The 23,400-nt window shown below is 74.2% G+C and carries 21 protein-coding genes; 13 read left to right on the top strand and 8 right to left on the bottom strand.

Annotated features, from left to right (window positions below):
- Nucleotides 1–53: 53 nt before the first annotated feature.
- Both ACQPZO_RS28530 and ACQPZO_RS28525 read left to right on the top strand, forming a co-directional pair.
- The gene (locus ACQPZO_RS28530) at nt 54–2,432 is read left to right on the top strand and encodes a M4 family metallopeptidase (protein ID WP_433345028.1); all 2,379 of its coding nucleotides are present in this window, start codon (nt 54–56) and stop codon (nt 2,430–2,432) included.
- A gap of 128 nt (nt 2,433–2,560) precedes the next feature.
- Nucleotides 2,561–3,334, top strand: coding sequence for an enoyl-CoA hydratase/isomerase family protein (locus tag ACQPZO_RS28525; protein WP_433345025.1), 774 nt, complete (start codon nt 2,561–2,563; stop codon nt 3,332–3,334).
- Between the two features lie 133 nt (nt 3,335–3,467).
- On the opposite strand, the gene ACQPZO_RS28520 is transcribed toward ACQPZO_RS28525, so the two are convergent.
- The 4 genes from ACQPZO_RS28520 to ACQPZO_RS28505 all read right to left on the bottom strand — a co-directional run bounded on the left by ACQPZO_RS28520 (nt 3,468) and on the right by ACQPZO_RS28505 (nt 7,516).
- Nucleotides 3,468–3,911, bottom strand: a complete 444-nt coding sequence (locus tag ACQPZO_RS28520) for an HNH endonuclease (protein ID WP_433345023.1) — start codon at nt 3,909–3,911, stop codon at nt 3,468–3,470.
- Between the two features lie 221 nt (nt 3,912–4,132).
- Nucleotides 4,133–5,344, bottom strand: coding sequence for a hypothetical protein (locus ACQPZO_RS28515; RefSeq protein ID WP_433345021.1), 1,212 nt, complete (start codon nt 5,342–5,344; stop codon nt 4,133–4,135).
- A 77-nt stretch (nt 5,345–5,421) separates the two neighbouring features.
- Nucleotides 5,422–6,963 carry an FAD-dependent oxidoreductase gene (locus ACQPZO_RS28510; RefSeq protein WP_433345019.1) on the bottom strand — a complete coding sequence of 514 codons (1,542 nt, stop codon included), beginning with the start codon at nt 6,961–6,963 and terminating at the stop codon, nt 5,422–5,424.
- Nucleotides 6,964–7,033: 70 nt separating this feature from the next.
- Nucleotides 7,034–7,516, bottom strand: a complete 483-nt coding sequence (locus ACQPZO_RS28505) for an MSMEG_6728 family protein (RefSeq protein WP_433345017.1) — start codon at nt 7,514–7,516, stop codon at nt 7,034–7,036.
- An 89-nt stretch (nt 7,517–7,605) separates the two neighbouring features.
- Here ACQPZO_RS28505 and ACQPZO_RS28500 point away from each other — a divergent pair, with 89 nt between their 5' ends.
- Nucleotides 7,606–9,402: a potassium channel family protein gene (locus ACQPZO_RS28500; RefSeq protein WP_433345015.1), complete on the top strand. Its 1,797-nt coding sequence runs from the start codon at nt 7,606–7,608 to the stop codon at nt 9,400–9,402.
- Nucleotides 9,403–9,437: 35 nt separating this feature from the next.
- On the opposite strand, the gene ACQPZO_RS28495 is transcribed toward ACQPZO_RS28500, so the two are convergent.
- Nucleotides 9,438–10,229 (bottom strand): phosphatase PAP2 family protein, encoded by a 792-nt coding sequence (locus tag ACQPZO_RS28495; RefSeq protein WP_433345013.1) that lies wholly within the window; start codon nt 10,227–10,229, stop codon nt 9,438–9,440.
- Nucleotides 10,230–10,306: 77 nt separating this feature from the next.
- Here ACQPZO_RS28495 and ACQPZO_RS28490 point away from each other — a divergent pair, with 77 nt between their 5' ends.
- Nucleotides 10,307–11,530: a DUF4032 domain-containing protein gene (locus ACQPZO_RS28490; RefSeq protein WP_433345011.1), complete on the top strand. Its 1,224-nt coding sequence runs from the start codon at nt 10,307–10,309 to the stop codon at nt 11,528–11,530.
- Nucleotides 11,531–11,902: 372 nt separating this feature from the next.
- On the opposite strand, the gene nagA is transcribed toward ACQPZO_RS28490, so the two are convergent.
- From nagA to ACQPZO_RS28475, 3 genes are read right to left on the bottom strand one after another with little or no spacing between them, the layout of a single operon-like run.
- Nucleotides 11,903–13,012, bottom strand: a complete 1,110-nt coding sequence (nagA, locus tag ACQPZO_RS28485; RefSeq protein WP_433345009.1) for an N-acetylglucosamine-6-phosphate deacetylase — start codon at nt 13,010–13,012, stop codon at nt 11,903–11,905.
- Nucleotides 13,012–13,884 carry an ROK family protein gene (locus tag ACQPZO_RS28480; RefSeq protein WP_433351315.1) on the bottom strand — a complete coding sequence of 291 codons (873 nt, stop codon included), beginning with the start codon at nt 13,882–13,884 and terminating at the stop codon, nt 13,012–13,014. Before ACQPZO_RS28480 ends, nagA begins: the two co-directional genes overlap by 1 nt.
- Before the next feature lie 44 nt (nt 13,885–13,928).
- Complete coding sequence (locus ACQPZO_RS28475) at nt 13,929–14,858, bottom strand: SIS domain-containing protein (protein WP_433345006.1); 930 nt, start codon at nt 14,856–14,858, stop codon at nt 13,929–13,931.
- 197 nt (nt 14,859–15,055) lie between these two features.
- Here ACQPZO_RS28475 and ACQPZO_RS28470 point away from each other — a divergent pair, with 197 nt between their 5' ends.
- The 9 genes from ACQPZO_RS28470 to gvpJ all read left to right on the top strand — a co-directional run bounded on the left by ACQPZO_RS28470 (nt 15,056) and on the right by gvpJ (nt 23,400).
- Complete coding sequence (locus ACQPZO_RS28470; RefSeq protein ID WP_350881641.1) at nt 15,056–15,841, top strand: DeoR/GlpR family DNA-binding transcription regulator; 786 nt, start codon at nt 15,056–15,058, stop codon at nt 15,839–15,841.
- Between the two features lie 184 nt (nt 15,842–16,025).
- A complete protein-coding gene (locus ACQPZO_RS28465; protein ID WP_433351313.1) occupies nt 16,026–16,949 on the top strand; it encodes an ATP-binding cassette domain-containing protein in 924 nt (307 codons plus the stop codon).
- Nucleotides 16,946–17,965, top strand: a complete 1,020-nt coding sequence (locus tag ACQPZO_RS28460; RefSeq protein WP_433345004.1) for an ABC transporter permease subunit — start codon at nt 16,946–16,948, stop codon at nt 17,963–17,965. The genes ACQPZO_RS28465 and ACQPZO_RS28460 overlap by 4 nt, the downstream gene beginning before the upstream one ends.
- A 124-nt stretch (nt 17,966–18,089) precedes the next feature.
- Nucleotides 18,090–18,569 carry a DUF3263 domain-containing protein gene (locus tag ACQPZO_RS28455; RefSeq protein WP_433345002.1) on the top strand — a complete coding sequence of 160 codons (480 nt, stop codon included), beginning with the start codon at nt 18,090–18,092 and terminating at the stop codon, nt 18,567–18,569.
- Between the two features lie 202 nt (nt 18,570–18,771).
- Nucleotides 18,772–19,302 carry a hypothetical protein gene (locus tag ACQPZO_RS28450; RefSeq protein WP_433344999.1) on the top strand — a complete coding sequence of 177 codons (531 nt, stop codon included), beginning with the start codon at nt 18,772–18,774 and terminating at the stop codon, nt 19,300–19,302.
- Nucleotides 19,299–19,613 (top strand): hypothetical protein, encoded by a 315-nt coding sequence (locus ACQPZO_RS28445; protein WP_433344996.1) that lies wholly within the window; start codon nt 19,299–19,301, stop codon nt 19,611–19,613. The genes ACQPZO_RS28450 and ACQPZO_RS28445 overlap by 4 nt, the downstream gene beginning before the upstream one ends.
- Before the next feature lie 173 nt (nt 19,614–19,786).
- Complete coding sequence (locus ACQPZO_RS28440; protein WP_433344994.1) at nt 19,787–20,296, top strand: GNAT family N-acetyltransferase; 510 nt, start codon at nt 19,787–19,789, stop codon at nt 20,294–20,296.
- 777 nt (nt 20,297–21,073) lie between these two features.
- Complete coding sequence (locus tag ACQPZO_RS28435; RefSeq protein WP_433344991.1) at nt 21,074–22,216, top strand: SRPBCC family protein; 1,143 nt, start codon at nt 21,074–21,076, stop codon at nt 22,214–22,216.
- Nucleotides 22,213–23,400, top strand: a complete 1,188-nt coding sequence (gene gvpJ, locus ACQPZO_RS28430) for a gas vesicle protein GvpJ (RefSeq protein ID WP_433344988.1) — start codon at nt 22,213–22,215, stop codon at nt 23,398–23,400. The genes ACQPZO_RS28435 and gvpJ overlap by 4 nt, the downstream gene beginning before the upstream one ends.

Here is a 23,400-nt window from a genome sequence, read left to right as displayed (position 1 = left end):
CTATATCTACATGCGTGACTACCCCCGTCACACATTCCTTGCCAGGAGGGCACGTGAAGAAAACCCTCGCCGCCGCTAGCGCAGCGCTGCTTACCGGCGGCCTGCTCACCTGCGTCGCCACCACGGCGCAAGCGGCAGCCCCCACCCCGGATCCGTCGGCAGCCCGTGCCGACTCGGTCCTCCGCAGCAACCCCGGCGCCGTCCAGGGTGCCAGCGGAGAGGCGTACCAGGCACTTCGGACCAAGGTGGACGCCGACGGCGCTTCGCACACCCGCTACTCCCGGACCTACCAGGGCCTGCGGGTCTACGGCGGTGACTTCGTCATCCACGCCAAGGCGAACGGCGAGTACGCCGGGGCCTCGGTGGGCCTCGCGGCCCCGCTGACCCTCGCCGCCAGCCCGAAGGTCACCTCGGCCAAGGCCAAGGAGGCCGCGCGCAAGGAGTTCTCGGGCTCGCTCACCGCCGTGGGCGCCCCGGAGCTCTTCGTCGACGCCAGCTCCGGCAAGGGCCGGCTCGCCTGGGAGACCGTCGCCTCCGGCTGGAAGGCCGACAAGCAGACCCCCTCGAAGCTGCACGTCATCACCGACGCGGTCACCGGCAAGGTGATCGGCTCGTACGACGAGATCGAGACGGTCGTCGGCAGCGGCACGGGTATCTACACCGGCGCGGTCAGCATCGACACCACGCTCTCCGGCAGCACGTACCAGATGATCGACCCGGTGCGCGGCAACGGCCGTACCTGCGACATGAACAACGGCACGTCGACCTGCACCACGTTCACCGACGCCGACAACGCCTGGGGCAACGGCGCCAACACGAACCGGCAGTCCGCCGGCGTGGACGCCCACTTCGGTGCCGCGATGACGTTCGACTACTTCAAGAACGTGCACGCCCGCAACGGCATCTTCGGCAACGGCACCGGCGTGCCGAGCCGGGTGCACTACGGCAACGCCTACGTCAACGCGTTCTGGGACGGCGCGCAGATGACCTACGGCGACGGCAGCGGCAACTCCCGCCCGCTGGTCTCCATCGACGTGGCCGGCCACGAGATGAGCCACGGCGTCACCGAGGCCGTCGCGGGCCTGGTGTACTCCGGCGAGTCCGGCGGCCTCAACGAGTCCACCAGTGACATCTTCGGCAACATGGTGGAGTTCTACGCCAACGCGCCGAGCGACCCGGGTGACTACCAGGTCGGCGAGAAGATCAACATCAACGGCAACAACACGCCGCTGCGCTACATGTACAACCCGACGCTGGACGGCTCGTCCGACTCGTGCTGGTCGACCAGCACGAAGAACAAGGACGTGCACTACTCCTCCGGCGTGGGCAACCACTTCTACTTCAACCTCGCCGAGGGCACCGGCGCCACCGCGTACGGCACCTCGCCGGTCTGCGGCTCCGCCCCGGCGGTGACCGGCATCGGCCGGGCCAAGGCCGAGAAGATCTGGTTCCGGGCGCTCGACGTGTACTTCACCTCCAACACGTCGTACGTCAACACCACCACCCCGGCGAACACCTCCCGCGCGTACACCCTCAAGGCGGCGACCGACCTGTACGGCAACTGCTCCACGGAGTACAAGGCCGTCCAGGCGGCGTGGACCGCGGTGAACGTGGCCGGCAACGACGCGCCCTGCTCGTCGACCGGTAACGACTTCTCCGTCACGCTGTCGCCGACCTCCGGCTCGGTCGCCCCGGGCGGCTCCGTCGCCACCACCGTGGCCACCGCCACCACCAGCGGCACCGCGCAGACCGTGACGTTCTCCGCGTCCGGCCTGCCGACCGGCGCGACCGCGTCGTTCAGCCCGGCCTCGGTGACCTCGGGTGCCTCGTCGACCCTCACCATCGCCACCACGGCCAGCACCCCGGCGGGCACCTACACCGTCACGGTCACCGGCACCGGCACGGTGCCCCACAGCGCCACCTACACGCTGACCGTCACCGGCACTGGCGGCTGCACCGGCGCGGGCCAGAAGCTCGGCAACCCCGGCTTCGAGTCCGGCAACACGGTGTGGACGGCCAGCTCCGGCGTCATCGCCCAGCACGGCACCAGCCAGCCCGCCCGCACCGGCACCTACAGCGCCTGGCTGAACGGGCGCGGCACCACCAACACCGAGACGCTCTCCCAGTCGGTGAGCCTGCCGGCGGGTTGCAGCTCGTACAACTACAGCTTCTGGCTGCACATCGACTCGACCGAGACCACCACCAGCATCCAGTACGACAAGCTCTCGGTGCAGGTGCTCAACTCGTCCGGGACGGTGCTGGCGACCCTGGCCACCTACTCGAACCTGAACAAGGCCACCGGGTACAGCCAGAAGTCGTTCTCGCTGGCCTCGTACGCCGGCCAGACCGTCACCCTGAAGTTCACCGGCACGGAGGACGTCTCGCTCAAGACCTCCTTCGTCGTCGACGACACCGCGGTCAACGTCGCCTGACGTAGCCGTACCCCGGCGGGCCCGGCGGCCACCCCACACGGGTGGTCGTCGGGCCCGCCTCGTTATGGTCGCCGCACCGGCCCGGCGAGCTCGCGCTGCGGACCGGAGCCGGCGATGCGAGGGAGTTGGTGGGGGTGTCGGACGCGGAGCTGACCGTCGGGACGGCCGGACCGGTGGCCACGATCGTGATCTCCAATCCGGGGCGGCGCAACGCGATGACTGCGGCGATGTGGCGGCAACTGCCGGTGCTGCTGGACCGGCTGGAGGTGGACGAACGGGTCCGCGCGCTGGTGCTCACCGGCGCGGCCGGCACCTTCTGCGCCGGGGCCGACCTGGGCGACCTCGACGAGCTGCTGGACGCGGGGGATGCCAGCATCGCCGTGGCCGCCGAGGAACGGCTCGCCGCGTTCGCCCGGCCGACCGTGGCCGCGATCGAGGGCGCCTGCGTCGGGGGCGGCTGTCAGCTCGCGGTCGCCTGCGACCTGCGCCTCGCCGCCGCCGACGCCCGGTTCGCCGTGCCGCCGGCCCGGCTGGGCCTGGTCTACCCCGCGCCCACCACCCGGCGGCTGGCCCGGCTGGTCGGCCCGTCCGCCGCGAAGCATCTGCTCTTCACCGCCGAGCTGATCGACGCCGAGCGGGCCCTACGGATCGGGCTGGTCGACGAGGTGCTGCCGCCCGACGGGCTCGCGGCCCGGGTGGGTGCGGTCACCGCCGCGATCGCCGAACGCTCGCGGCTCACCGTCACCGCCGCCAAGGAGATCGTCGACGAGCGGGCCGACGAGGACCGGATCGCCTGGTGGCACGGGCAGGTCCGGGCCAGCGGGGAGGCCCGCGAGGGGGTGGCGGCGGCCAACGAGCGCCGGCCGCCCCGGTTCGGCTGGGCCCCGCCCGCCGCCGGCTGACCCGGGGCACGACCGCCCGGGGCCGGGCGCGGGTGGGCCGTTGCCGACCGGCCCCCCACGACCGCCAGGGGCCGGCGGGTGCCGCGCCGGGGCGTACCCCTGACGCGGCCCCCCGTTCCCGCCGGCCGGTCCGTCACCGCCCGGCGAGCGCTGCCCAGCTCGGCGTGCCCGGCTCGTGCCGCAGCGGCATGCCCGCCTCGGCCGGCGTCCGGTCGCCCTTGCGCTGGTTGCAGCCGTAGCAGGCGGCGGTGGTGTTCCGCCAGGTGTTCCGGCCGCCGCGCGAGCGGGGCAGCACATGGTCGACGGTGCCGGCCGGCCCGCCGCAGTAGGCGCAGCAGTGGCCGTCGCGGCGCAGCACGCCCGCCCGGGACCAGGCCGGGCCGGCGCTGAACCGCCAGCGGGTCACCACGTACCGGACGAGGCGGACCACCCGGGGGACCGGGAAGACCCCGATCACGCGGTCCGGCTCGGCCTCGTGGATCTCGGCGACCCGCCGGCAGAGCATCCGGATCGCGTGTTGCACGGTGACCCGGTGCAGCGGGCCGAGGTCGGCGTTGATGACGAGAACGGCGTCCACCGGGCACTCCCTCCAGGATCGACGGTGGGTGGGCCGGCCGGCGGGGAGCCGTCCGGTCCAGCGGGGGACGGGCGGCTCGACGCGTGCGGGTACGCGTCAGCCGGGCCACCCGTCCCGGGGGGCCTCACTGCGACAACCATCGACGGGCAGCATTGTCGGCGCGGTGCTGAAGTGCGACAACGGCATGACTTGCTCCCGCCGGGCTGGTTGACCTTGCGCGATCACGGTAGGTCGGCGGGGGTGAGGCCGGCAACGTATTTCGATCCGCCCGCGACCTCGCCGGGCCCGCGCTGGCGGCGGGACCGGGCGGTGGCGCGGGCGGCGGCCAGCGGCCGGGTCACCCGGTCTGCCATCCGGACGGTCAGCTCGCCCTCCAGCAGCGGCCGGTTCACCTCCCCGGCCACCGCGAGGGCCGGCCCGGACACCGTCCGCCAGACCGCGGTCAGCCCGGCGCCCAGGCCGACCAGGGCGACGGCGGCCCGGGTGGCGGGGGAGCCGGCCGCGGCGGCGGCGCTCACCCCGACCACGGCGAGGAGCACCACCAGCAGCGGGGCCAGTACCGGCCAGAAGATGCCCCGGGCCGCCCGCGCCACCAACTTCCGGTCCCGGATGATCACGTTGCGCGCGACGACCGCGTAGTCCTCCTCGTCAAGCAGGTCCCGGGGTTGCAGCCCGCCGGTCAGCACGCTGCGCCACAGGTCGCCCTGGTTGCGCAGCTCGCGGGCCAGCTCGGCGAGGCCGGCCTCGGCCGGGTCGCCGACCCCGGCCCGGGTGACCGCGTCGGCCCATACCCGCAGCGATCGGCGCACCACCGCGGCCGAGTACGGCGGCAGCACGCTGGCCAGCTCGTCGAGCCAGCGGCTGATCTCGACCTGCCGGCCGGCGAAGCGCCACGGCACCTGGTCGGCGTCGCCGCGCCGGACGGTGTCGGCCAGCGACCTGCCGAGCCGGTAGGCAAGCCCGACCCGGTGGTTGGTCGCCATCGCCCAGCGCAGCACGTCTACGTTGAGGTCGTCGAGGGCCAGCAGCAGCGTCCCGGCCCCGGCCGACAGGGCGGCCCGGGTGTCCCCGGTGGACGGGACGCCACCGCCCGGGGCGACCGTGGGCGGCGCGGCGGTGCCGCCGCGGGTCAGCCCGACGATCTGGGCGAGCGCCACGTCGATCCCGTCCAGGTACATCCCCAGCCGCCGCCGGCCGGACATCTCGGTGAAGTTGGTCAGTTTCGCCGGCGGCTGCGCCGGCCGCTCGTCCGTCGACAGGTCGGTCGTCCGCGCGTGGTGGTACGCGTCCGCCAACCACCAGCCAAGCCGCAGCGCCGTCACGATGCAGGCCCGCTCGTCGCGCAGCAGCCCGTACGCGTCGTCGTACCGGCCGCCGCCCGCCTCGTCGCCGGGCGGCCCGCCGGCCGCGTCGCGCCGGTGCACCGTGGACACCCTCTCGACCTCCCGTGCCGGCGACGCCGGTGGATGTCAGCCGAGGATAGATCAGATTTGCGGCAGTTTGTGGTGAATCAGGGCTTTTGCGACCGTCGCCGCGCGAGCAGGCCGCGTGGGCGGATCGAGCGGACGGGCTCGGCCGCCGCCCCCTCGGCCCGCAGGACGTGGTTCGCCGCGATGATCCCGGTCGCCGCCGACCGCTCCATCAGCGCGCTCGGGAAGTCGGTCCGGATGCCGTCGCCGGCCAGGTAGAGCCCGTCGGCGCCGGTGTGCACGCCCGGCCGCCACGCGTGACCGCCCGGGGTGAACGCCGGGGCCCGCGCCTCCACCCGGGCGCGCAGCTCACGCACCCGCAGCCGGGCCGCCTCCGGCCAGAGCGCGACCAGCTCGACCCGCATCCGCTCGGCCAGCTCCTCGGCCGGCACCCCCTCGTCGCAGGCGTACGCGTGCAGCTCCACCACCGAGCCGCCGGTGCGCTCCGCCCAGCGGCGCGACTCGTCCTCCAGCCGGTGGTACAGGGTCACCGAGTCCAGCGTGGGCTGCCGGGACACCCCGCTGAACACCGCCCGCCCTGCGTCGACGTCCCCGTCGCACCAGTACCGCGCCACCGCGTACGGCGGGCCGGGGGCGCCGAACGCGGGCATGGCCGCCACCAGCTCCGGGGCGGCGCCGGCGAGCACCGGTGAGGCGCCCACCAGCAGGGCCAGCGCCGGTGGGTCGACGGCCAGCACCACGTGCCCCGCCTGGTACGACGTGCCGTCGGCGGTGGTCACCCGCCAACCGTCCGGGCCCCGGTCCAGCCGGGTCGCGGCTGCCCCGGTGACCACCCGTCCGCCGTGTTTCTCCACGTGCCGGGTCAGCGGCTGCCAGATCGCGGTGGCGTAGTCCGCGTCCGGGCAGTCGAAGGTCAACCCCTCAGGGTTTCCGAGCAGGTAGAAGTGGAACTGGGCGATCATCTCGGCGGCCGACATCTCCGCCTCGTGGTTGAAGAACGAGTGGGAGAAGACCTCGAACAGCATCGCCCGGGCCCGGTCCGGCAGTCGCAGCGAGGTGAGCAGTTCGTCGGCGGTGGCGCCATCGAACTCGGCGTACGTGCGCACCGGGTCGTAGGTGAGCAGCGGCAGCGCGGCGTCCCGGTCCATCCCGCGCAGGTCGGCCAGGCGCAGGCTCGGGCTGCGCAGCAGCAGGGCGAGCAGGTTCGCCGGCGGGGCCGGCGGCAGCCTGCCGAACTCCTCCGTCGGCCACTCGGCGCTCAGGACCGGGTACCCGGGAACCGGCCTGAGGAACGCCAGCCCCGGGTCGATCCGGCGCAGGATCGACCGCCAGTTGTAGTACTGCCGGAAGAACGCGTGGAAGCCGTGCTCGTTCACCTGGGTGCCGTCGGCCAGCGGCTCCGGCCACGCGCCCAACCGGCCGCCGAGGGTCGGCGCGGCCTCCAGCACGGCCACCCGCACCCCGCGCTCGGCGAGCACCACCGCCGCCGACATGCCGGCGATCCCGCCGCCGACCACCACGGCCTCGACCGGGCGCGGCACGCGCGGGGCGGCACCGCCGCCCGGGTCCACCACGTGTTCCCGTACGCCGATGAACCGGCCCACCAGCCGCGACAGCGCCATGCGACTCAGTCTGCCCGAGGGGCGGGGCAGGGGCCGCTTCCGACGCGGGGTGGCCGGCGAGGGCTTCCGCTCACGACGGGCGGCAGTGCGGCTCGCGGTCGGAGGCGGGCCAGACGTACTCCAGGTCGGGCCCGACGTCGTCGAAGAACGGACGGTAGTGCTCCGGGTCCTTGCGCAGCAGTGAGGAGCGGTGGCTGCGGTGCAGGTCGTCGCGGCCCAGCCAGGGCGGCAGCTCACCGGCCTGCGCCAGCACCTCCTGGGTGCGCACGGTGGCGACGCCGCAGGCGGCGGCGAGGTCGGTGGCCAGCGTCGCCGCGCAGGTGTCGGCCCGGCCCGGCTCGCACCACACCGCGCAGACGTCCAGGCCGTAACGGACCAGCGCCTCCTCGTACCCGGCCCACATCTTGACCGCCGGGTGGTTGCGCCAGCCGTACCCCGGCCAGGTCAGCCCGCGCAGCACCTGGATGGCCTCCACCCGCTGCTTGCCCAGCCGCCGCTGGTCCAGCGTCCGGGCGCTGGCCAGGAAGTCCGCGTACGGCAGGAACGTCTGCATGCCGCTGCTCTACCCGTACCGGGCCGCGACATTCGTTCATGATCGTGTGGGGCTGCGCGGTCGCCCGTCGGCTGACTACGATTCGGCGCATGGCGGAGCCCCTGCGTGATCGCGCGCGTCGCGCCACCGGGTGGCGACTGCGGATGAACGGGGAGAACCGCCCGCACTACGTCGTCTGCGGGTCGGACCCGCTGGCGTACTGGGTGGTGCGGGCGCTGCTCGCCACCGAGCTGGACACCGGCCGGATCCGGATCACCCTCGTGGTGCCCGAGCGGCGCCGCTCCGAGGGCCCGGACGGCCGGGACGTCGACGGCATCCAGGTCGTCCGGGCGGACCGGCTCGACGAGGCGACGTTCCGCCGAGCCGGGCTCGCCGGCGCGGCCGGGCTGGCCCTGCTGCACCAGGACGACGTCGGCAACATGCACGCCGCGCTCTGCGCCCAGGAGGTGGAGCCCCGGCTGCGGCTGGTGGTGCGCATGTTCAACACCAGCCTGGCCAACGGGGTGCGGCAACTCTTCCCCGACTCGGCGGTGCTCTCCGACGCGTCGATGGCCGCCCCCGCGTTCGTGGCCGCCGCGCTCGGCGAGGTCGCCCCGACACACTTCCGACACGGCGGACGCACCCTCTACGTGGCCCGCCGCACCGACGTCCGCCCGCAGGACGTGGTGTGCGGGGTGGCCGACACCGGCGACCCGTCCCGGCCCCGGGTGCTGCCCGCCGACGAGGCGACCGCCGACGTGGTGCTCGCCGAGGCGACCGGCCAGCCGCCCGGCACCGAGTTGGCCGCCCGCAGGCTGGTCCGTGCCCGGCGCCGTCGCCAGCCGGTCGCGGTGCTGCTCCGCGCGGTCCGCAGCTTCGCCACCCGCAAGATCGGCATCGCGGTGCTGGTGCTGCTCGCGGTCATCGCCGCGCTGGGCTGGCTCAACTCCCGCGCGGCCGGGGTCAACTGGGCCGACGCGCTCTACCTCACCCTGGTCACCACGCTCACGGGCGAGGATCCGGACGTCACCAAGCCCGTCGCCGCGCAGGTCATGCAGGTGGTGCTCAACCTGGCCGGGCTGGCGCTGATCCCGCTGATCACCGCCGTGGTGGTCGACGGGATCGTCAACGCCCGGCTGGCCCTGCACGCCGGGCGGATCCAGCCCGACCGGTCCGGGCACGTGGTGGTCGTCGGGCTGGGCAACATCGGCACCCGGGTGATGGCCCAGCTGCACGACTTCGGCATCGAGGTGGTGGCCATCGACCGGACCCCGGACGCGCGGGGCGCCGCGCTGGCCCACCGGCTCGGGGTGCCCGTGTTGGTCGGCGACGCGGCGCTGGAGGAGACGCTGCGGTCCGCCTCCGTGGAGACCTGCCAGGCGCTCGTCGTGGCCTCCACCGACGACGGGGTCAACCTGCGGGCCGCGCTGAACGGTCGGGGGCTCAACCCGGACCTGCGGGTGGTGCTGCGGCTGTTCGACGGCGACTTCGCCGAGCGCATCCAGAAGGCGTTCGGGATCGGCATCTCGCGCAGCGTGTCGTACCTGGCCGCGCCCTCGTTCGCCGCCGCCCTGCTGGACCGGGCGGTGATCGCCACCATCCCGGTGGGCCGGCACGCGCTGCTGGTCACCGAGGTGCCGGTGGCCGCCGGTTCGCCGCTGGACGGCCGCCCGCTCTCCGCCGTGGCCCACCCCGGCGAGGTACGCCTGCTCGCGCACACCCGCGCCGGGCTGAAGGCGGACTGGTCGGCCGATCCCCGCCTGGTGGTCACCGCCGGCGACCGGCTGACCGTGGTGGCCCGCCGGGCCGGGCTGACCGCCCTGCTACGCGAGACCACACCGCCCCCGCCGGAGCACCCGCCCGACGCGCCCGCCGGCCCGCCTCCGCCCCGGGCGAGCGGGGAATGAACGCCGGCGTCGGCCACCCGCGCGAGACTGCCTGATCAGCGCCCTCGGCGGCGGACGCCGTACCCGGTGAACAGCGCGGGCCGGTTCCAGGCGCCCAGCCGTCCGGGCAGCGGAACGTCGTCCCACGGCACCCGGCGCAGCAGCCGGTCGAGGAACAGCCCGAGCAGCAGCCCGGCGACCGAGTCGGTCAGCCAGTGCCAGCCCAGGTACGTGGTGGTGCAGAACACGACCACCGGCGGCACCGCCCGGACCACGGTGACCAGTGACGGCGGGACACTCCGGTTGAAGGTGGCCAGCAGCGGCGCCAGCAGCAGCGCGATGACGCCGTACCAGACGATCGCGTTGGCGACGTGCCCCGACGGGTAGGACTGGGCGAACCGCACCGGCAGGTCGTGCTGGAACAGTGGCAGGGTCGCCTCGGCGGGCAGGAACGGCTCCTTGACGTCGGCGCTCGGCGCGGGCCGCGCGGTCCACACCTTCAGGGGGCCGATGGTGAAGCTCGTGAGCAGGAAGGCGAGCACCGGCGGCAGCACCGGCCGCACCGACCGCGCCCGGACCGCCAGCAGCACCCCCATGCCCAGCGCGATCAGGGTCAGCGGGCTGCCCTGGCCCAGGTAGTTGAACACGACCGCGACCCAGTACGCCGCCGTGGGCCGGTGCGCCTCGGCCCAGTCGGCCACCGCCCGGTCGACGCCGAACAGCCGGTCGGCGGCGAGCGCCGCCGTCAGGCCGACCAGGGCGGCGACCAGCAGCGCGTCCCACCACCAGCCCGCCGGCCGTACGGGCCGGAGCTGGGCTTTCCGCCGTACCGCTTGGGTTTCCCGCACGCGACCACGCTACCGGCCCGCCGCCCGGCGGCTGTGGGCCGAGCCACGAAGGGAGGCGCTCGGCCGGGTTACCCGGCATGCTTGTCGGCGTGCGGATCACCTCTGCCCTTGTGGACCCGGCGTTGCTCGACCTCCCCTGGTCGACCCCGCTGGAGAAGTGGCCTGCCGAGCACCTGGTGGCGCTGCCGCAGGGCATCTCTCGGCACATCGTCCGGTTCGTCCGGTTCGGCGGGTACGTCTACGCCGTCAAGGAGACCGGCGAGCGGGTCGCCGAGCGGGAGTACGACCTGCTCCGGGCGCTGGAGCGGATCGACTTCCCGTCGGTCGAGGCGGTGGCCATCGTCGCCGACCGGCAGACCGATGCCGGGGAGCCGCTGGACCCGGTGCTGATCACCCGGCACCTCCAGTTCTCGCTGCCCTACCGGGCGTTGTTCTCGCACACCCTGCGCCCGGAGACGATGGGCCGGCTGCTCGACGCGCTGGCCGCCCTGATCGTCCGGATGCACCTGACCGGCTTCTTCTGGGGCGACTGCTCGCTGTCCAACACCCTGTTCCGCCGGGACGCCGGCGCGTTTGCCGCCTACCTCGTCGACGCCGAGACCGGGGCGCTGCACAACACCCTGTCCAACGGCCAGCGGGGCGAGGACCTGGAGATCGCCCAGGTGAACATCTTCGGCGAGGCGCTCGACCTCCAGGCGGCCGGGCTGCTGCACGAGTCCATCGACCCCGAGGTGGTCTGCGAGGAGGTCGTGCAGCGCTACGAGCGGCTCTGGCACGAGATCACCTACGAGCAGCAGATCGAGCGGGAGGCCCGGCACGACATCGAGGGCCGGATCCGCCGCCTCAACGAGCTTGGCTTCGACGTGGCCGAGGTGGCCCTGTCGACCATCGCCGACGGGCGCTACCTGGTTCGGCCCAAGGTGGTCGACGCCGGCCACCACCACCGCCGGCTGCTGCGGCTGACCGGCCTGGACGCCGAGGAGAACCAGGCCCGCAGGCTCCTCAACGACCTGGACGCGTACCGGGCGGAGAGCGACCTGTCCGACGAGCAGCAGGCCGCCCACCGCTGGCTGACCGAGGTGTTCGAGCCGGTGGTCCGGGCGGTGCCGGCGCACCTGCGCCGCAAGTTGGAGCCGCAGGAGCTGTTCGCGCAGATCATCGAGCACAAGTGGCTGCTGTCGGAGCGGGCCGGCCGGGACGTCGGCATGGGCCCGGCGGTGCAGTCGTTCCTGTCCGACGTGCTGGTGCACCGCCCCGACGAGCAGGCCGTCCTCGGCGTCGAGGTCGACGCCTTCGGCTGAGCGCCCGCCGGGCCGCGACACCTGCCCGGGGCGTTCCGCACCGGCGAGGTGTCGCTGGGGCGCGTCACCTTGTCCAGCGGGTATGCCAGTTCGGCCCCCTTTGGAGCTGTCCGCATAAACGGGGCAGCGTGGACGGGACCGAACCGGGCCATGCCCGTGGGCGCGTGGACGCGGCCGAACCGTGCCCGTCGGGCGCGGGCGCGTGGACGGGACCGAACCGGGCCATGCGTCGGGCGTGGGCGCATGGACGGGGCAGCTCCAAAGGGACCGCGCCGGGTCAGGGCCAGCCCTGACCTACCGTCCCCGACTCACCGTCCCCGAACCGCCGTTCCCGACCCCGCCGTTCCCGACCCCGCCGGCCCCGGGGCGGCATCACTCCACCCAGGAGCCGCCCTTCATCACCCGGACCACGTTCAGGTCGTCGTCGAGGACGACCAGGTCGGCGCGGAGGCCGACCTGGAGCGCGCCGACCCGGTCGCCGAGGCCGATGGCCCGGGCCGGGGTGGTGGCCACCATCCGGCAGGCGTCCGCCATCGGGATGCCGGCGTGCACGGCGTGCCGCAGGGCGGCGTCCATGGTGAGGGTGCTGCCGGCGATCGCGCCGTCCCGGGCCAGCCGGGCCACCCCGTCGGCCACGGTGACGGTCTGGCCGCCCAGCTCGTACTCGCCGTCGGGCATGCCGGCGGCGGCCATCGCGTCGGTGATCAGGGCGGCCCGCTCCGGGCCGGCGGTCGAGGTGGCGAAGGTGAGCATCCCGTCGTGCAGGTGCACCCCGTCGGCGACCAGCTCGCAGACCACGCTCGGGGCGTCCAGCAGGGCCACCACCGGGCCCGGCTCGCGGTGGTGCACCGGGCGCATGCCGTTGAACAGGTGAGTGCCGACGCTCGCGCCGGCCGCCACCGCGGCCCGGGTCTGGTCGTACGTGGCGTCGGTGTGGCCGACCGCGGCGACCACCCGGTGGGCGGTGAGCAGCTTGATCGCCTCCAGCGCGCCGTCCCGCTCCGGGGCCAGGGTGACCATCCGGACCGCGCCGCCGCCCAGCTCGATCAGCGCGGCCAGCTCGTCGGTGGACGGGTCGCGAAGGAACTCCGGGTTCTGCGCGCCGCACCGGGCCGAGGAGAGGTACGGCCCCTCGAAGTGGACGCCGGCCAGCACGCCCTCCTCGACGAGCGGCCGGAACGCGGCGGTGGCGTCGCGCATCAGCTCGTACGGTGAGCTGACCAGGCTGGCCAGCAGCGTGGTGGTGCCGTGTCCCAGGTGGAAGGATGCCGCCTGCCGGGCGGAGTCGGCGTCGCCGGTGGTGAACGTGTGCCCGCCCCCGCCGTGGGTGTGCATGTCCACGAAGCCCGGCACGATCCAGTGCCCGTCGCGCGCGGACGGATACTCGGCGACGGCGGTGATCCGGTCGCCGTCCAGCTCCACGCAGCCCTGCCGGACCACGCCGGTCGGGGTCACCACCTTGCCGTTCACCCGAAGCGCCATCACTTCTCCAGACTGTCGAGGGCGAGCAGGGCGGCGCCGAGGCAGCCGGCCTCGTCGCCGAGGGCCGCCGCGACGAGACGCGGCTCCCGGTGGAAGGTCATCCGCTCGTGCAGCGCCGCGCGCAGCGGGTCGAACAGGAGGGGCCCGGCCTGGGCCAGGCCGCCGCCCACCACGACAGTCTCCACGTCGAACAGGGACTGGCCGGAGGCGAGGCCGTCGGCCAGCGCCTCGACGGCCTCCGCCCAGACCCGGGTCGCCGCCGGCTCGCCTGCTGCGGCCCGGTCGGCCACCTCGGCGGCGGTCGCGGGGACGCCGGTCAGCTCGGCGTACCGGCGGGCGATCGCCGAGGCCGAGGCGACCGCCTCCAGGCAGCCTGGCCGGCCGCAGCCACAGCGCGGGCCGCCGGGGCGTACCAGGATGTGGCCGATCTCCCCGGCGGCGCCGTGCGCGCCGGTGGCGGCCGACCCGTCGACCACGTGCGCGGCGGCGATGCCGGTGCCGATCGCCACGAACAGCACGTGCCCGGTGCCCCGGCCCGCGCCGAGCCGGGCCTCGGCCAGGCCACCGGCGCGCACGTCGTGGCCGAGCGCCGTGGGCAGCCCGAGCCGCGCCACCGCCAGGTCCCGCAGCGGTACGTCCCGGAAGCCGACGTTCGCCGACCACACCGCCACCCCGGCGGCCTCGTCGACGACGCCGGGGACGGCGATGCCGAGCGCGACCGGCTCGAACCCGTCGGCCCGCGCCTTGCCGGCCAGTCCCTCGGCGACGTCCAGGATGGTGTCGACCACCGCGTCCGGGCCCCGGCCCGCGTCGGTGGGGTGGCGCTCGGCGCGCAGGGCGCCGCCGTCCCGGCTGACCAGGGCGCACTTCATCCCGGTGCCGCCCACGTCCAGCGCGACGACGACGTCGACTGGGCTCACGTGAGCACCACGGAGCGGCTCAGGTGCCGGGGCGCGTCCGGGTCGAGGCCGCGGCTGGTGGCCAGGGCGACGGCGAAGCGTTGGGCGAGGATCAGGTCGGCCATCGGGTCGACCGGGGTGCGCCCGGCCGCCCAGCTCGTGAGCACGGTGTGGCAGCCGTGGGTACGGCTGTGCACGAAGGCGGCCCCGGTGGCTGCGACGTCCTCGGCCAGCCCCTCGGGGATGTCGCCGAACGCCCAGACCAGCCGGCCCGGGGCGGCGATCGAGATCGGGCCGTGCCGGTAGTCCATGGCCGGGTACGCCTCGGCCCAGAAGGTGGCCGTCTCGCGGCACTTCAGTGCGGCCTCCTGGGCCAGGCCGACCGTCCAGCCCCGGCCGAGGAAGGTGACCTGCTCGACCTGGGCCGGTTCGATCGGCAGCGGGGCCCGGACGGTGACCTCGGCATCGGCGGAGAGCGCGGCGAGGTTGTGGCCGAGGTGGGCGCGGAGCAGGGCCAGCGCGGTGGTCGCGAACCGGGTCTGCACGACCGAGCGTTCGTCGGCGAACGGCATGGTGATGGCGGCGGAGGCGAACTCGACGGCCGGGGAGCCGGGGTCGCCGACGATGACGGTGGTGGGGAGTTGGCCGCGCAGCGCGGCGAGCAACTCCAGCACCTCGGTGGTGGTGCCGGAGCGGGTGATGGCGATCAGCCGGTCGTAGCGGCGGCCGGGCGGGAACTCGGACGCCTGGAAGGCGTCGGTCTCGCCGTGGCCGGCGGCCTCACGCAGCCCGGCGTATGCAGTCGCCATGAACCACGACGTGCCGCAGCCGACGATGGCGACCCGCTCCCCGGGGCGCGGCAGGTGCTCGGCGACCGTGGGGGCCAGCAGCGCAGCCTCCCGCCAACAGTCGGGCTGACTCGCGATCTCCGCGTGGACGAACGCCATGAGAACTCCTCGCCGGGAGGCCGTGCGCAATACGGCGCAATATGGCCGTCTTTCGCGCGTTATTCTGCGCGAGACACCGCGACCCTGGCAACCGGCTGCCCGATCGCGCAGGGCGAAGTTTTGCACCTACGTAGTTTCGCGCACTACTGTGCACGCAATCAATCACCCTTCGTGCAGATTCGGTGGAGGCACCCGCGGTGGACCGGTACGCCCGATGGAACGCGCTGCTGGAGATGCTCACTGACAACGGCCGGGTGAGCGTCGAGGATGCCGCAGGGCGGCTGGACGTCTCCCAGGCCACCATCCGGCGCGACTTCGACCAGCTCGCCCAGCAGCAGATGATCACCCGGACCCGGGGTGGCGCGGTGGCCAACGGCGTCTCCTACGACCTGCCGCTGCGCTACAAGACCGCCAAGCACTCGGCCGAGAAGCAGCGGATCGGCGCCGCCGCCGCCGCGCTGGTCTCCCCGGGCACCGTGGTCGGCCTCAACGGCGGCACCACCAGCACGGAGGTGGCCCGGGCGCTGGCCGTCCGGCCGGACCTGAACACCAACGCCGAGGGCGCCCAGCTCACCGTGGTCACCAACGCGCTCAACATCGCCAACGAGCTGCTGGTCCGGTCCCGGATGAAGGTGGTGGTGGCCGGCGGGGTGGTCCGGCCCAAGTCGTTCGAGCTGGTCGGCCCGCTGGGCGGGGCGCTGCTGCGCGAGGTCACCCTGGACGTGGCCCTGCTCGGGGTGGACGCGATCGACCCGCAGCTCGGTGCCGCCGCCCACCACGAGGGCGAGGCGGCGATGAACAACCTGATGGTGGCCCGGGCGAAGCGGGTGGTGATCATCGCGGACTCGTCCAAGCTGGGCGGGCACGCGTTCGCCCGGATCTGCCCGGTCGACCGGGTGGAGACGCTGGTGACCGACTCTGGCGCGGATGCCGGGCTGGTCGACGCGTTCCGGGCGGCGGGCGTGCACGTGATCTGCGCCTGAGCGGCCGACACGCCGAACTGCATACCGGGTATTGCGGGCCGGTGTATACCGCGTATGGTGTGCCTCGTCACCTGTAGCTATCGGGGGAGGCGCAGCTTTGCCGGCTGTCCTGGAAATAGAAGGTCTACGTAAGACGTACAAGAGCCGACGCCGGGGCGTGCGACACGCCCTGGACGGCTTCGACATGCTGGTCGAGCAGGGCCAGGTGCACGGCTTCCTCGGCCCCAACGGGTCGGGGAAGACCACCACCCTGCGTACCCTGCTCGGCCTGATCCGGCCCAACGGCGGCCGGATGGCGATCCTCGGTCAGGAGGTGCCGTCCGCGCTGTCCGCCGTGGCCAGCCAGGTCGGCGCGATCGTGGAGAGCCCGCAGTTCTTCCCGCACTTCTCCGCCCGCGACACGCTGTCGCTGCTCGCCGGGGCCGGCGAGGTGCCGCAGAACCGGGTCGACGAGGTGCTGGAGCTGGTCGGCCTGCGGGACCGGGCCGGCGAGCGGGTCAAGACGTACTCGCTGGGCATGAAGCAGCGGCTCGCGGTCGCCTCGGCCCTGCTCAAGAAGCCGAAGCTGCTGATCCTGGACGAGCCGGCCAACGGCCTCGACCCGGGCGGCATCCGGGAGATGCGCACCCTCACGCGCGATCTGGCGGCCTCGGGGATGACCGTGGTGCTGTCCAGCCACATCCTCGGCGAGATCCAGCTCATCTGCGACTCGGTCACCATCATCTCGCTCGGCCGGCGGGTCGCGTTCGGCCCGGTCGACGAGGTGCTCGCCGAGCACTCCGGCGGCGCGGTGCGGGTCCGTCTGGAGGCGGCCACCGACCTGCCGAGGGCGGCCGACGCGCTGACCCGGGCGGGCGTGGCGGTGACCGCCCAGCCCGACCACCTGATGCTCGCCGGGGTCGACAAGCCGGCCATGGTGAGCCGGCTGCTCGCCGATCAGGGTCTCTACGTCAGCGAGTTGGCCCCGGTCACGGTCGACCTGGAGAGCGTCTTCCTGGAGCTGACCGCGACCGCCCCCGTGCCGGGGCAGCACCGCCAGGTCGACGAGTCCACGAAGGTCGGCGGCGCGGGTCAGCCCGGCGCCGTCGGAGGAGGTTGGGGCGCATGAGCCTCTATCGCACGGAGCTACGCCGGCTGGGCAAGCGGCGCTTCACCCGCTGGGCGACGCTGCTCGGCCTGCTGGTCCTCGGGGCGGTGCTCGTCGGGGTCTTCTTCACCAACCAGAAGATCGGCGCCGACCAGCAGGCCGCCGCGCAGCGCCAGGCCGAGCAGCAGTACCAGGAGCAGGCGCGCTGGGCCGAGCAGGAACGGACGGCCTGCGTGCAGGCCAAGGCGTCCGGCCAGGAGCAGTCGGAGGGCCGGTACCCGCCGGACTGCGCGATGATCGAGGGGCCGCCGCGGGAGAGCATCCAGGCGGAGTGGTTCCTGCCGTCGACGTTCAACTTCCGCGGCAGCTTCGAGGAAATGATCGTCACGTTCACCGCGATCCTGGCGGTGATCGGGTTCGTGGTCGGCGCCTCCTTCGTCGGCGCCGAGTGGAGCTCCGGCGGGATGATGAACCTGCTGCTCTGGCGGCCCCGGCGGCTCACCGTGCTGCTGACCAAGCTGGCGGCGCTGCTGACCGGGCTGGTCGCCCTGACCGTGGCCGCCGCCGCGGTCTGGACCGCCGGGTTCTGGCTGGTCGGCACGCTGCGCGGCAGCACCGCGAAGATGACCGGCGGGACGTGGCAGTCGTTCGCGCTGACCGGGCTGCGCGGGCTGGTGCTGATCGTGGTCGCGGCGACCATCGGGTTCGCGCTCGCCTCGCTCGGCCGGCACACCGCGATGGCCCTCGGCGGGGCGATCGGGCTCGCCGTGGTCGGCCAGTTCGGCGTCGGCATCCTGCTGTCGATGGCCGGGACCCGGTTCATCGAGGCATGGCTGCTGCCGACGTACGCGCTGGCCTGGATGCAGAAGAAGGTCACCCTGGAGGACTACGAGGCCTGCAACGCCACCTACTACGGGGAGTGCAAGCCGGACACCCTCGACCTGACCTGGCAGCACGCCTCGATCCTGCTCGCCGTCGGGCTGGTGGCCGCCCTCGGCGCGGCGCTGGTCACCATGCGCCGCCGCGACATCGCCTGACCGGGCTCCGCCGGGGCGACCCGGACCGCACGTCCGATGCGGTCCGGGTCGCCCCTGGTTAGGCTGGTGATCCCCTGGTCGGTGTGCCTCTGCCGGCCCTTCGCACGCCCGCGTGAGGAGCGCCATGCCGCCTGCCGACGCCTCCCCGGCCGCCACCGACCGGCCCGAGCCGGGACGCCCCGGCGACGGCGGCCGGGCGATTCCGGGCGCGGCGGCTCCGGAGGGCGCGGGCGGCCGGGAGCAGGTCGTCCCGCTGCCCCGGTCCGCGCCCGAGTCCGTCGCGCCGGCGTCCGTGTCCGAGTCCGTCGCGCCGACGTCCCCGCCCGAGTCCGTCGCGTCGGCGTCCGCGCCACCCGCACCGGCCCCCGGTGCCGCCGGCCTCACCGAGCGCGAGCGGCGCATCCTCGCCTTCGAGCAGCAGTGGTGGCGGCACGCCGGCGCGAAGGAGCAGGCGATCCGGGACGGCTTCGGCCTCTCCGCGACGCGCTACTACCAGCTGTTGAACGCGTTGCTGGACAATCCGGCCGCGCTGGCCGCCGAGCCGGTGCTGATCGGCCGGCTGCGCCGCCTGCGTTCCTCGCGGGCCCGCAACCGGCGGCGCTGACCCGGCCCGGTCGGCCTCGTGGCTCGCCCCGGCCGGGAATGTCCCCGGCAGGGCCGGGTAGCCGGCGCGGTGGCGGAAGGAGCGGAGGATGACGGCAGGGCACCGGGGCGGATCGGCCGGCAGGAATCATGCCGGGCGGGCGGACACCACGACGGCGGAGGCGGCGGCCGGGCCGGGGACCCGCGCCGGGTTGGCGGGACCGATGATGCGGGTACGGTCGGCGTCCGCTCCGGCCCCCGGCCGAGCGGTCAACGAGGACCTGGTCTTCCGGTTCGGCCCCCTGGTCGGGGTCCTGGACGGGGCGACCGTACCGGAGGGCTTCGACACGGGCTGCCGGCACGGGCCGGCCTGGTACGTCCGGCACCTCGCCGCCCGGCTCGGGCTGGCCACCGCCGCCCGCCCGGCGGCCACCCTGATGAGCAGCCTCGCGGCGGCGATCCTGGCGGTTCGGGCGGACCACGGCGGCGACTGCGACCTCGACCACCCAGGCACACCCTCGTCGACGGTCTGCCTGCTGCGCGCCGACGGGAGCGAGGTCGACTGGCTGGTGCTCTGCGACAGTCCGCTGGTGCTCGACGTCGGCGGCCGGGTCGACGTGATCGCCGACGACCGGCTGGAGACCGCGATTGCCGACCTGCGTCGGACGGTGGCCACCCTGCCCGGGAACCGGCCGACGACGGCGACCGCACCGACCGGTTCCGGCGGGCCGTGGGGCTGCAACGGGAGCGGATGAACCGCACGCACGGCTACTGGGTCGCCGCGGCCGACCCCGACGCCGCGTACCACGCGCTCACCGGGACGGTGCCGCTGCGCGGGCCGGGCGGGCTGCGCCGCGCCGCCCTGCTCACCGATGGCGCTTCGTGCGCGGTGGAGCAGTTCGGGCTCTTCGACTGGGCGGGGTTGCTGGACCTGGTCACCGCCGAAGGGCCGGGCGCGCTCGTCGACCGGGTCCGCGCCGCGGAGCGCGACCGGCCCGACCGGCTGCGCCGGCACAAGCCCACCGACGACGCCTCGGCCGTCCTCTGCGAGTTCGACCTGGCGTGACGGTCGCCGGGCGGCGGCCGATGCCCGCCCGGCCCCGCCTCGGCCGGGCCGTCGCCCGCTCCGCTGCGGCGGGGCGCAGACCGGGTCCGACCAGGTCGTACCCGCCGTCGGACCGGGGGAGCGGGACGGCAAAGGGTGGACTCGGGCGGGTGCGGACCGGCAGACTGCGGCACGTGACGGGTGCGGTGCGGCTGGAGCCGGTGGGCGAGCGGAACCTCGAACCGCTGCTCTCGGTGGCGGTCGCCGAGGCCGAGCCGGACGACGTGATGCCCCCGGTCGACGCGCCGGCCGGGTGGTCGCACGCCCGCCGGCAGGCGTTCCGCGACTACTACCGGACGGGCTTCGCGGGCCTCGCCGGCCCTTCCCGCACCGCGATGTACGCCGTGCTGGTCAGCGGCGAGGTGCTGGGGATGATCCGGATGACCCGCCGCGCCGAGCCGGGGACGGTGGAGGCGGGCGTCTGGCTCGGCCGGTCCGCCCGGGGGCAGGGCGTGGGCGCGGCGGCCCTGCGCGAACTGCTCAACCTCGCGGCGGCGGCCGGAATGCACACTGTCGTGGCGGAAACCACGCGGGACAACGCCGGAGCCATTTCCGTGCTCCGCAAATGCGGCGCGAAACTGGTCGAGGACGGCGACGCGGTGCGGGCGGAAATCAGTCTCGACGCCACCCCGCCCACTTTTTGAGCCCACCCCGGAAACGATTGTCTCCCGTGGCAGGGATCGTTCCTGCTGTCGTCTTCACCCTATCCCGCGAGGTATCCGACCGGCCCTCCTGATGCGCCCGTCCGGCCTGTCCAGCAGGTGCGACCTGACGTTTCGCGGTAACGCTGACGGGGTACTGCCCGCCCGTCCGCTTGAAGCGGGACGTCCAGGCAGAGGCCGCTGTTGCGCTGATCCCCGGTAGCTGTTTCCCGGCCTTTCCCGAAATGGACCTTCCCTCCTACCGGGGAGCTGAGGAGAACTGATGAAGAGCGGAGCACGAATCGGACTCGCGGTGGGTTTCGGCTATCTTCTCGGTCGCCGGCGGAAGCTGCGCACCGCCCTCGTCCTGGCCACCGCCGTGGCGGCCGGGCGGGCCAGCCGCAGTCCCGGGGGGCTGTTGAAGCAGGGCCGGGAACTGCTCCAGTCGTCCCCCCAGTTGAGCGGCCTCAGCCGCCTCGGCGGACCCCTCGTCTCGGCCGGCAGGGCCGCCGCGACTGCCGCGGCCGGCAACAGCATCGACGCCGTGAGCGGCCGGTTGCGCGGTGGCGCGGACGCCCTGCGCCGGAGGTCGTCCGGCGCGTCAGGGGGCAACGACGGCCGACGCGAAGAGTCGGGCCAAGGCCAGGGCCAGGGCCAGGGTCAGGGCCAAGGTCAGGGCCAGGGTCAGGGCCAAGGTCAGGGCCAGGGCCAGGGCCAAGGCCAGGGGGACGGGTCGAAGCCCGGAACCGAGGACACCGGCAGCCGGCGGGGACGGTGACCATGGCCGAGAACATGAAGCCTGGTGGCCTCGCCGGCAGGGCCTGCGACCAGCTCGGCGGCGCGCTGCGCAACCTCGCCTCGGCGATCGGTGAGCGCGCGGTGACGGCGGTGACGGAGAAGGTCACCGGCGCGACCGGGCGGCTCAGCGAGTACGCCCAGCAGGGCGGCGGCCCTGGCCTGATCGCCGCGGCCACGGGCACCCAGAAGCTCGCCGAGGGCAAGGCCCCGGTAAAGGCCATGTTCCATGCCGGCCTGGCCGGCGGTAAGGAGAAATTGATGTCGGCTCTCGGCAGAGGCGGCAAGGGGGGCGGCAAGGGAGGCTCGAAGAAGCTCAAGGTCACCAACATCGTCGAGTCGATCGAGGTGGGCGTGCCGATCCGGGTCGCATACGACCAGTGGACGCAGTTCGGCGACTTCCCGAGCTTCATGAAGAAGGTCGAGACCGTCGACACGGACGGCGACGAGAAGCTGACCTGGAAGGCGCAGGTGCTCTGGTCACACCGGACCTGGGAGTCGACCATCGTCCGGCAGATCCCGGATCGGCTGATCCACTGGCGCTCGAAGGGCGAGAAGGGCTCGGTGGACGGCACCGTCAGCTTCCACGAGCTGACCCCCGACCTGACCCGCATCCTGGTCGTTCTGGAGTACCACCCGCAGGGCTTCTTCGAGCACACCGGCAACCTCTGGCGGGCCCAGGGCCGGCGGGTGCGGCTGGAGCTGAAGCACTTCGTCCGGCACGTGATGACGCAGACGGTCCTCGACCCGGACTCCGTACAGGGCTGGCGCGGCGAGATCGAGGACTCGGAGGTGGTGCGGGACCACGAGACCGCCCTTCGCGAGGAGCGCGAGGAGCGGGAGCAGCGCGAGCAGCGCCCCCGCCCCCGCGACGAGGAGTACGACGAGTACGCGGACGAGGAGTACGACGAGGAGGAGGCAGAGGAGGAGCCGCCGCGCCGCCGCCAGCCGGAGCGGGCCCGCCGCCCGCAGCCCCGCGAGGAGCCGGAACGCCCCCGCCGACCGCAGCCCCGGGAGGAACCGGCGCCCCGGGAGGAGCCGGAACGTCCCCGCCCGGCGGCCCGCCGCCGTCCGGAGCCGCCCTGGCGACCCGTGGTGCGACGTCGGCGACAGGAGCGGGGCGAGTGACGGTCGCCACGGGAGGCGCCGGGGGCGGCGGCGCGCTGGAGCAGGCCGGCGGCGCGGTCGGGGGACTGGCCGACGTGGTGGAGACCGTGCTCGACAAGGGCGTGGTGATCGACGCCCAGGTGGCCGTCGGAGTGCTCGGCATTCCGCTGATGGAGATCAACGCCCGGGTGGTGGTGGCGAGCATCGAGACGTACCTGTGCTTCGCCGAGATGGTGGACCGGCTGGACATCTCCCCCGCCGAGGGCGACGGGCTCGCCGGCCTGGTCGGGAACGTCACCGAAGCCGCGCGGGGCTTACCGCCGACCCCGGCGACGCGGCCGGCGGAACCGGCCGGGAACTTGGCGGAACCGGCCGGGAGTGGGGCGGCGCGACCGGCGGCGTCGGGGAGGCGGCCCAGCGAGCACGTCGGGGGAACGGGGGGCGGTGACGTGGCCGACGGGACGGCCCTGTTCGTCTACGGCATCGTGCCGTCCGATGTGGAGCCGACCCCGGACGCCCCCGGGGTCGGCGACCCGCCGGGCGAGGTCGGGGCGATTCGGCACGGCGAGCTGGCCGCGCTGGTCAGCGAGGTGGGTCTGGAGGAGCCGCTGGGTCGGCCGGCCGACCTGACCGCGTACCAGGAACTGCTGGACGGGACGGCGGCGGTGGCGCCGGTGCTGCCGGTGCGCTTCGGCACCGTGGTCACCGGCCCGGACGCGGTGACCGAGCTGCTCACCGCCCACCACGACCGGTTCGCGGCGGCCCTCGACGGGCTCGAGGACCGGATCGAGTACATGGTGCACGCCCGCTACCACGAGCAGCCGCTGCTCGGGGAGCTGCTCGCCACCGACCCGGAGGCCGCCGACCTGGCTCGGCAGGTACGCGGGCAGCCGGAGGTGGCGACCCGGCCGCAGCGGATCCGGCTCGGCGAGATCGTCAGCCAGGCGGTGGAGCTGCGCCGGGAGGCGGAGAACCGGCACGTCCTGGACGCCGTGACGCCGCTCGTGGTGGACAGCGCGGTCCGTCAGCCGAGCAGCGAGCTGGACGCGGTGAACCTGGCGTTCCTGGTGGACTCCGCGCGGGCGGACGAGTTCGTCGACGCGCTGGAGGCGTACGCCGGGCGGCGCCGGGACCTGCTCCGGATGCGGCTGCTCGGCCCGCACGCCCCGTACGACTTCGTCGCCGAGCACCAGCTGGCGGGGTGA

This window comes from Micromonospora sp. CA-111912, assembly GCF_050948415.1.
Lineage (GTDB): Bacteria > Actinomycetota > Actinomycetes > Mycobacteriales > Micromonosporaceae > Micromonospora.
This window is presented reverse-complemented; position numbering and strand designations above follow the sequence as displayed.

What these genes read in the sequence shown, in the direction of transcription:
- ACQPZO_RS28500 (WP_433345015.1), top strand. Translation starts at nt 7,606, where the DNA reads ATGGCGGAGCCCCTGCGTGATCGCGCGCGTCGCGCCACCGGGTGGCGA.
- ACQPZO_RS28465 (WP_433351313.1), top strand. Translation starts at nt 16,026, where the DNA reads ATGCTGGTCGAGCAGGGCCAGGTGCACGGCTTCCTCGGCCCCAACGGG.
- ACQPZO_RS28475 (WP_433345006.1), bottom strand. Translation starts at nt 14,858, where the DNA reads ATGGCGTTCGTCCACGCGGAGATCGCGAGTCAGCCCGACTGTTGGCGG.
- nagA (WP_433345009.1), bottom strand. Translation starts at nt 13,012, where the DNA reads ATGGCGCTTCGGGTGAACGGCAAGGTGGTGACCCCGACCGGCGTGGTC.
- ACQPZO_RS28505 (WP_433345017.1), bottom strand. Translation starts at nt 7,516, where the DNA reads ATGCAGACGTTCCTGCCGTACGCGGACTTCCTGGCCAGCGCCCGGACG.
- ACQPZO_RS28510 (WP_433345019.1), bottom strand. Translation starts at nt 6,963, where the DNA reads ATGGCGCTGTCGCGGCTGGTGGGCCGGTTCATCGGCGTACGGGAACAC.
- ACQPZO_RS28460 (WP_433345004.1), top strand. Translation starts at nt 16,946, where the DNA reads ATGAGCCTCTATCGCACGGAGCTACGCCGGCTGGGCAAGCGGCGCTTC.
- ACQPZO_RS28480 (WP_433351315.1), bottom strand. Translation starts at nt 13,884, where the DNA reads ATGAAGTGCGCCCTGGTCAGCCGGGACGGCGGCGCCCTGCGCGCCGAG.
- ACQPZO_RS28455 (WP_433345002.1), top strand. Translation starts at nt 18,090, where the DNA reads ATGCCGCCTGCCGACGCCTCCCCGGCCGCCACCGACCGGCCCGAGCCG.
- ACQPZO_RS28435 (WP_433344991.1), top strand. Translation starts at nt 21,074, where the DNA reads ATGGCCGAGAACATGAAGCCTGGTGGCCTCGCCGGCAGGGCCTGCGAC.
- ACQPZO_RS28490 (WP_433345011.1), top strand. Translation starts at nt 10,307, where the DNA reads ATGCTTGTCGGCGTGCGGATCACCTCTGCCCTTGTGGACCCGGCGTTG.
- ACQPZO_RS28445 (WP_433344996.1), top strand. Translation starts at nt 19,299, where the DNA reads ATGAACCGCACGCACGGCTACTGGGTCGCCGCGGCCGACCCCGACGCC.
- ACQPZO_RS28450 (WP_433344999.1), top strand. Translation starts at nt 18,772, where the DNA reads ATGATGCGGGTACGGTCGGCGTCCGCTCCGGCCCCCGGCCGAGCGGTC.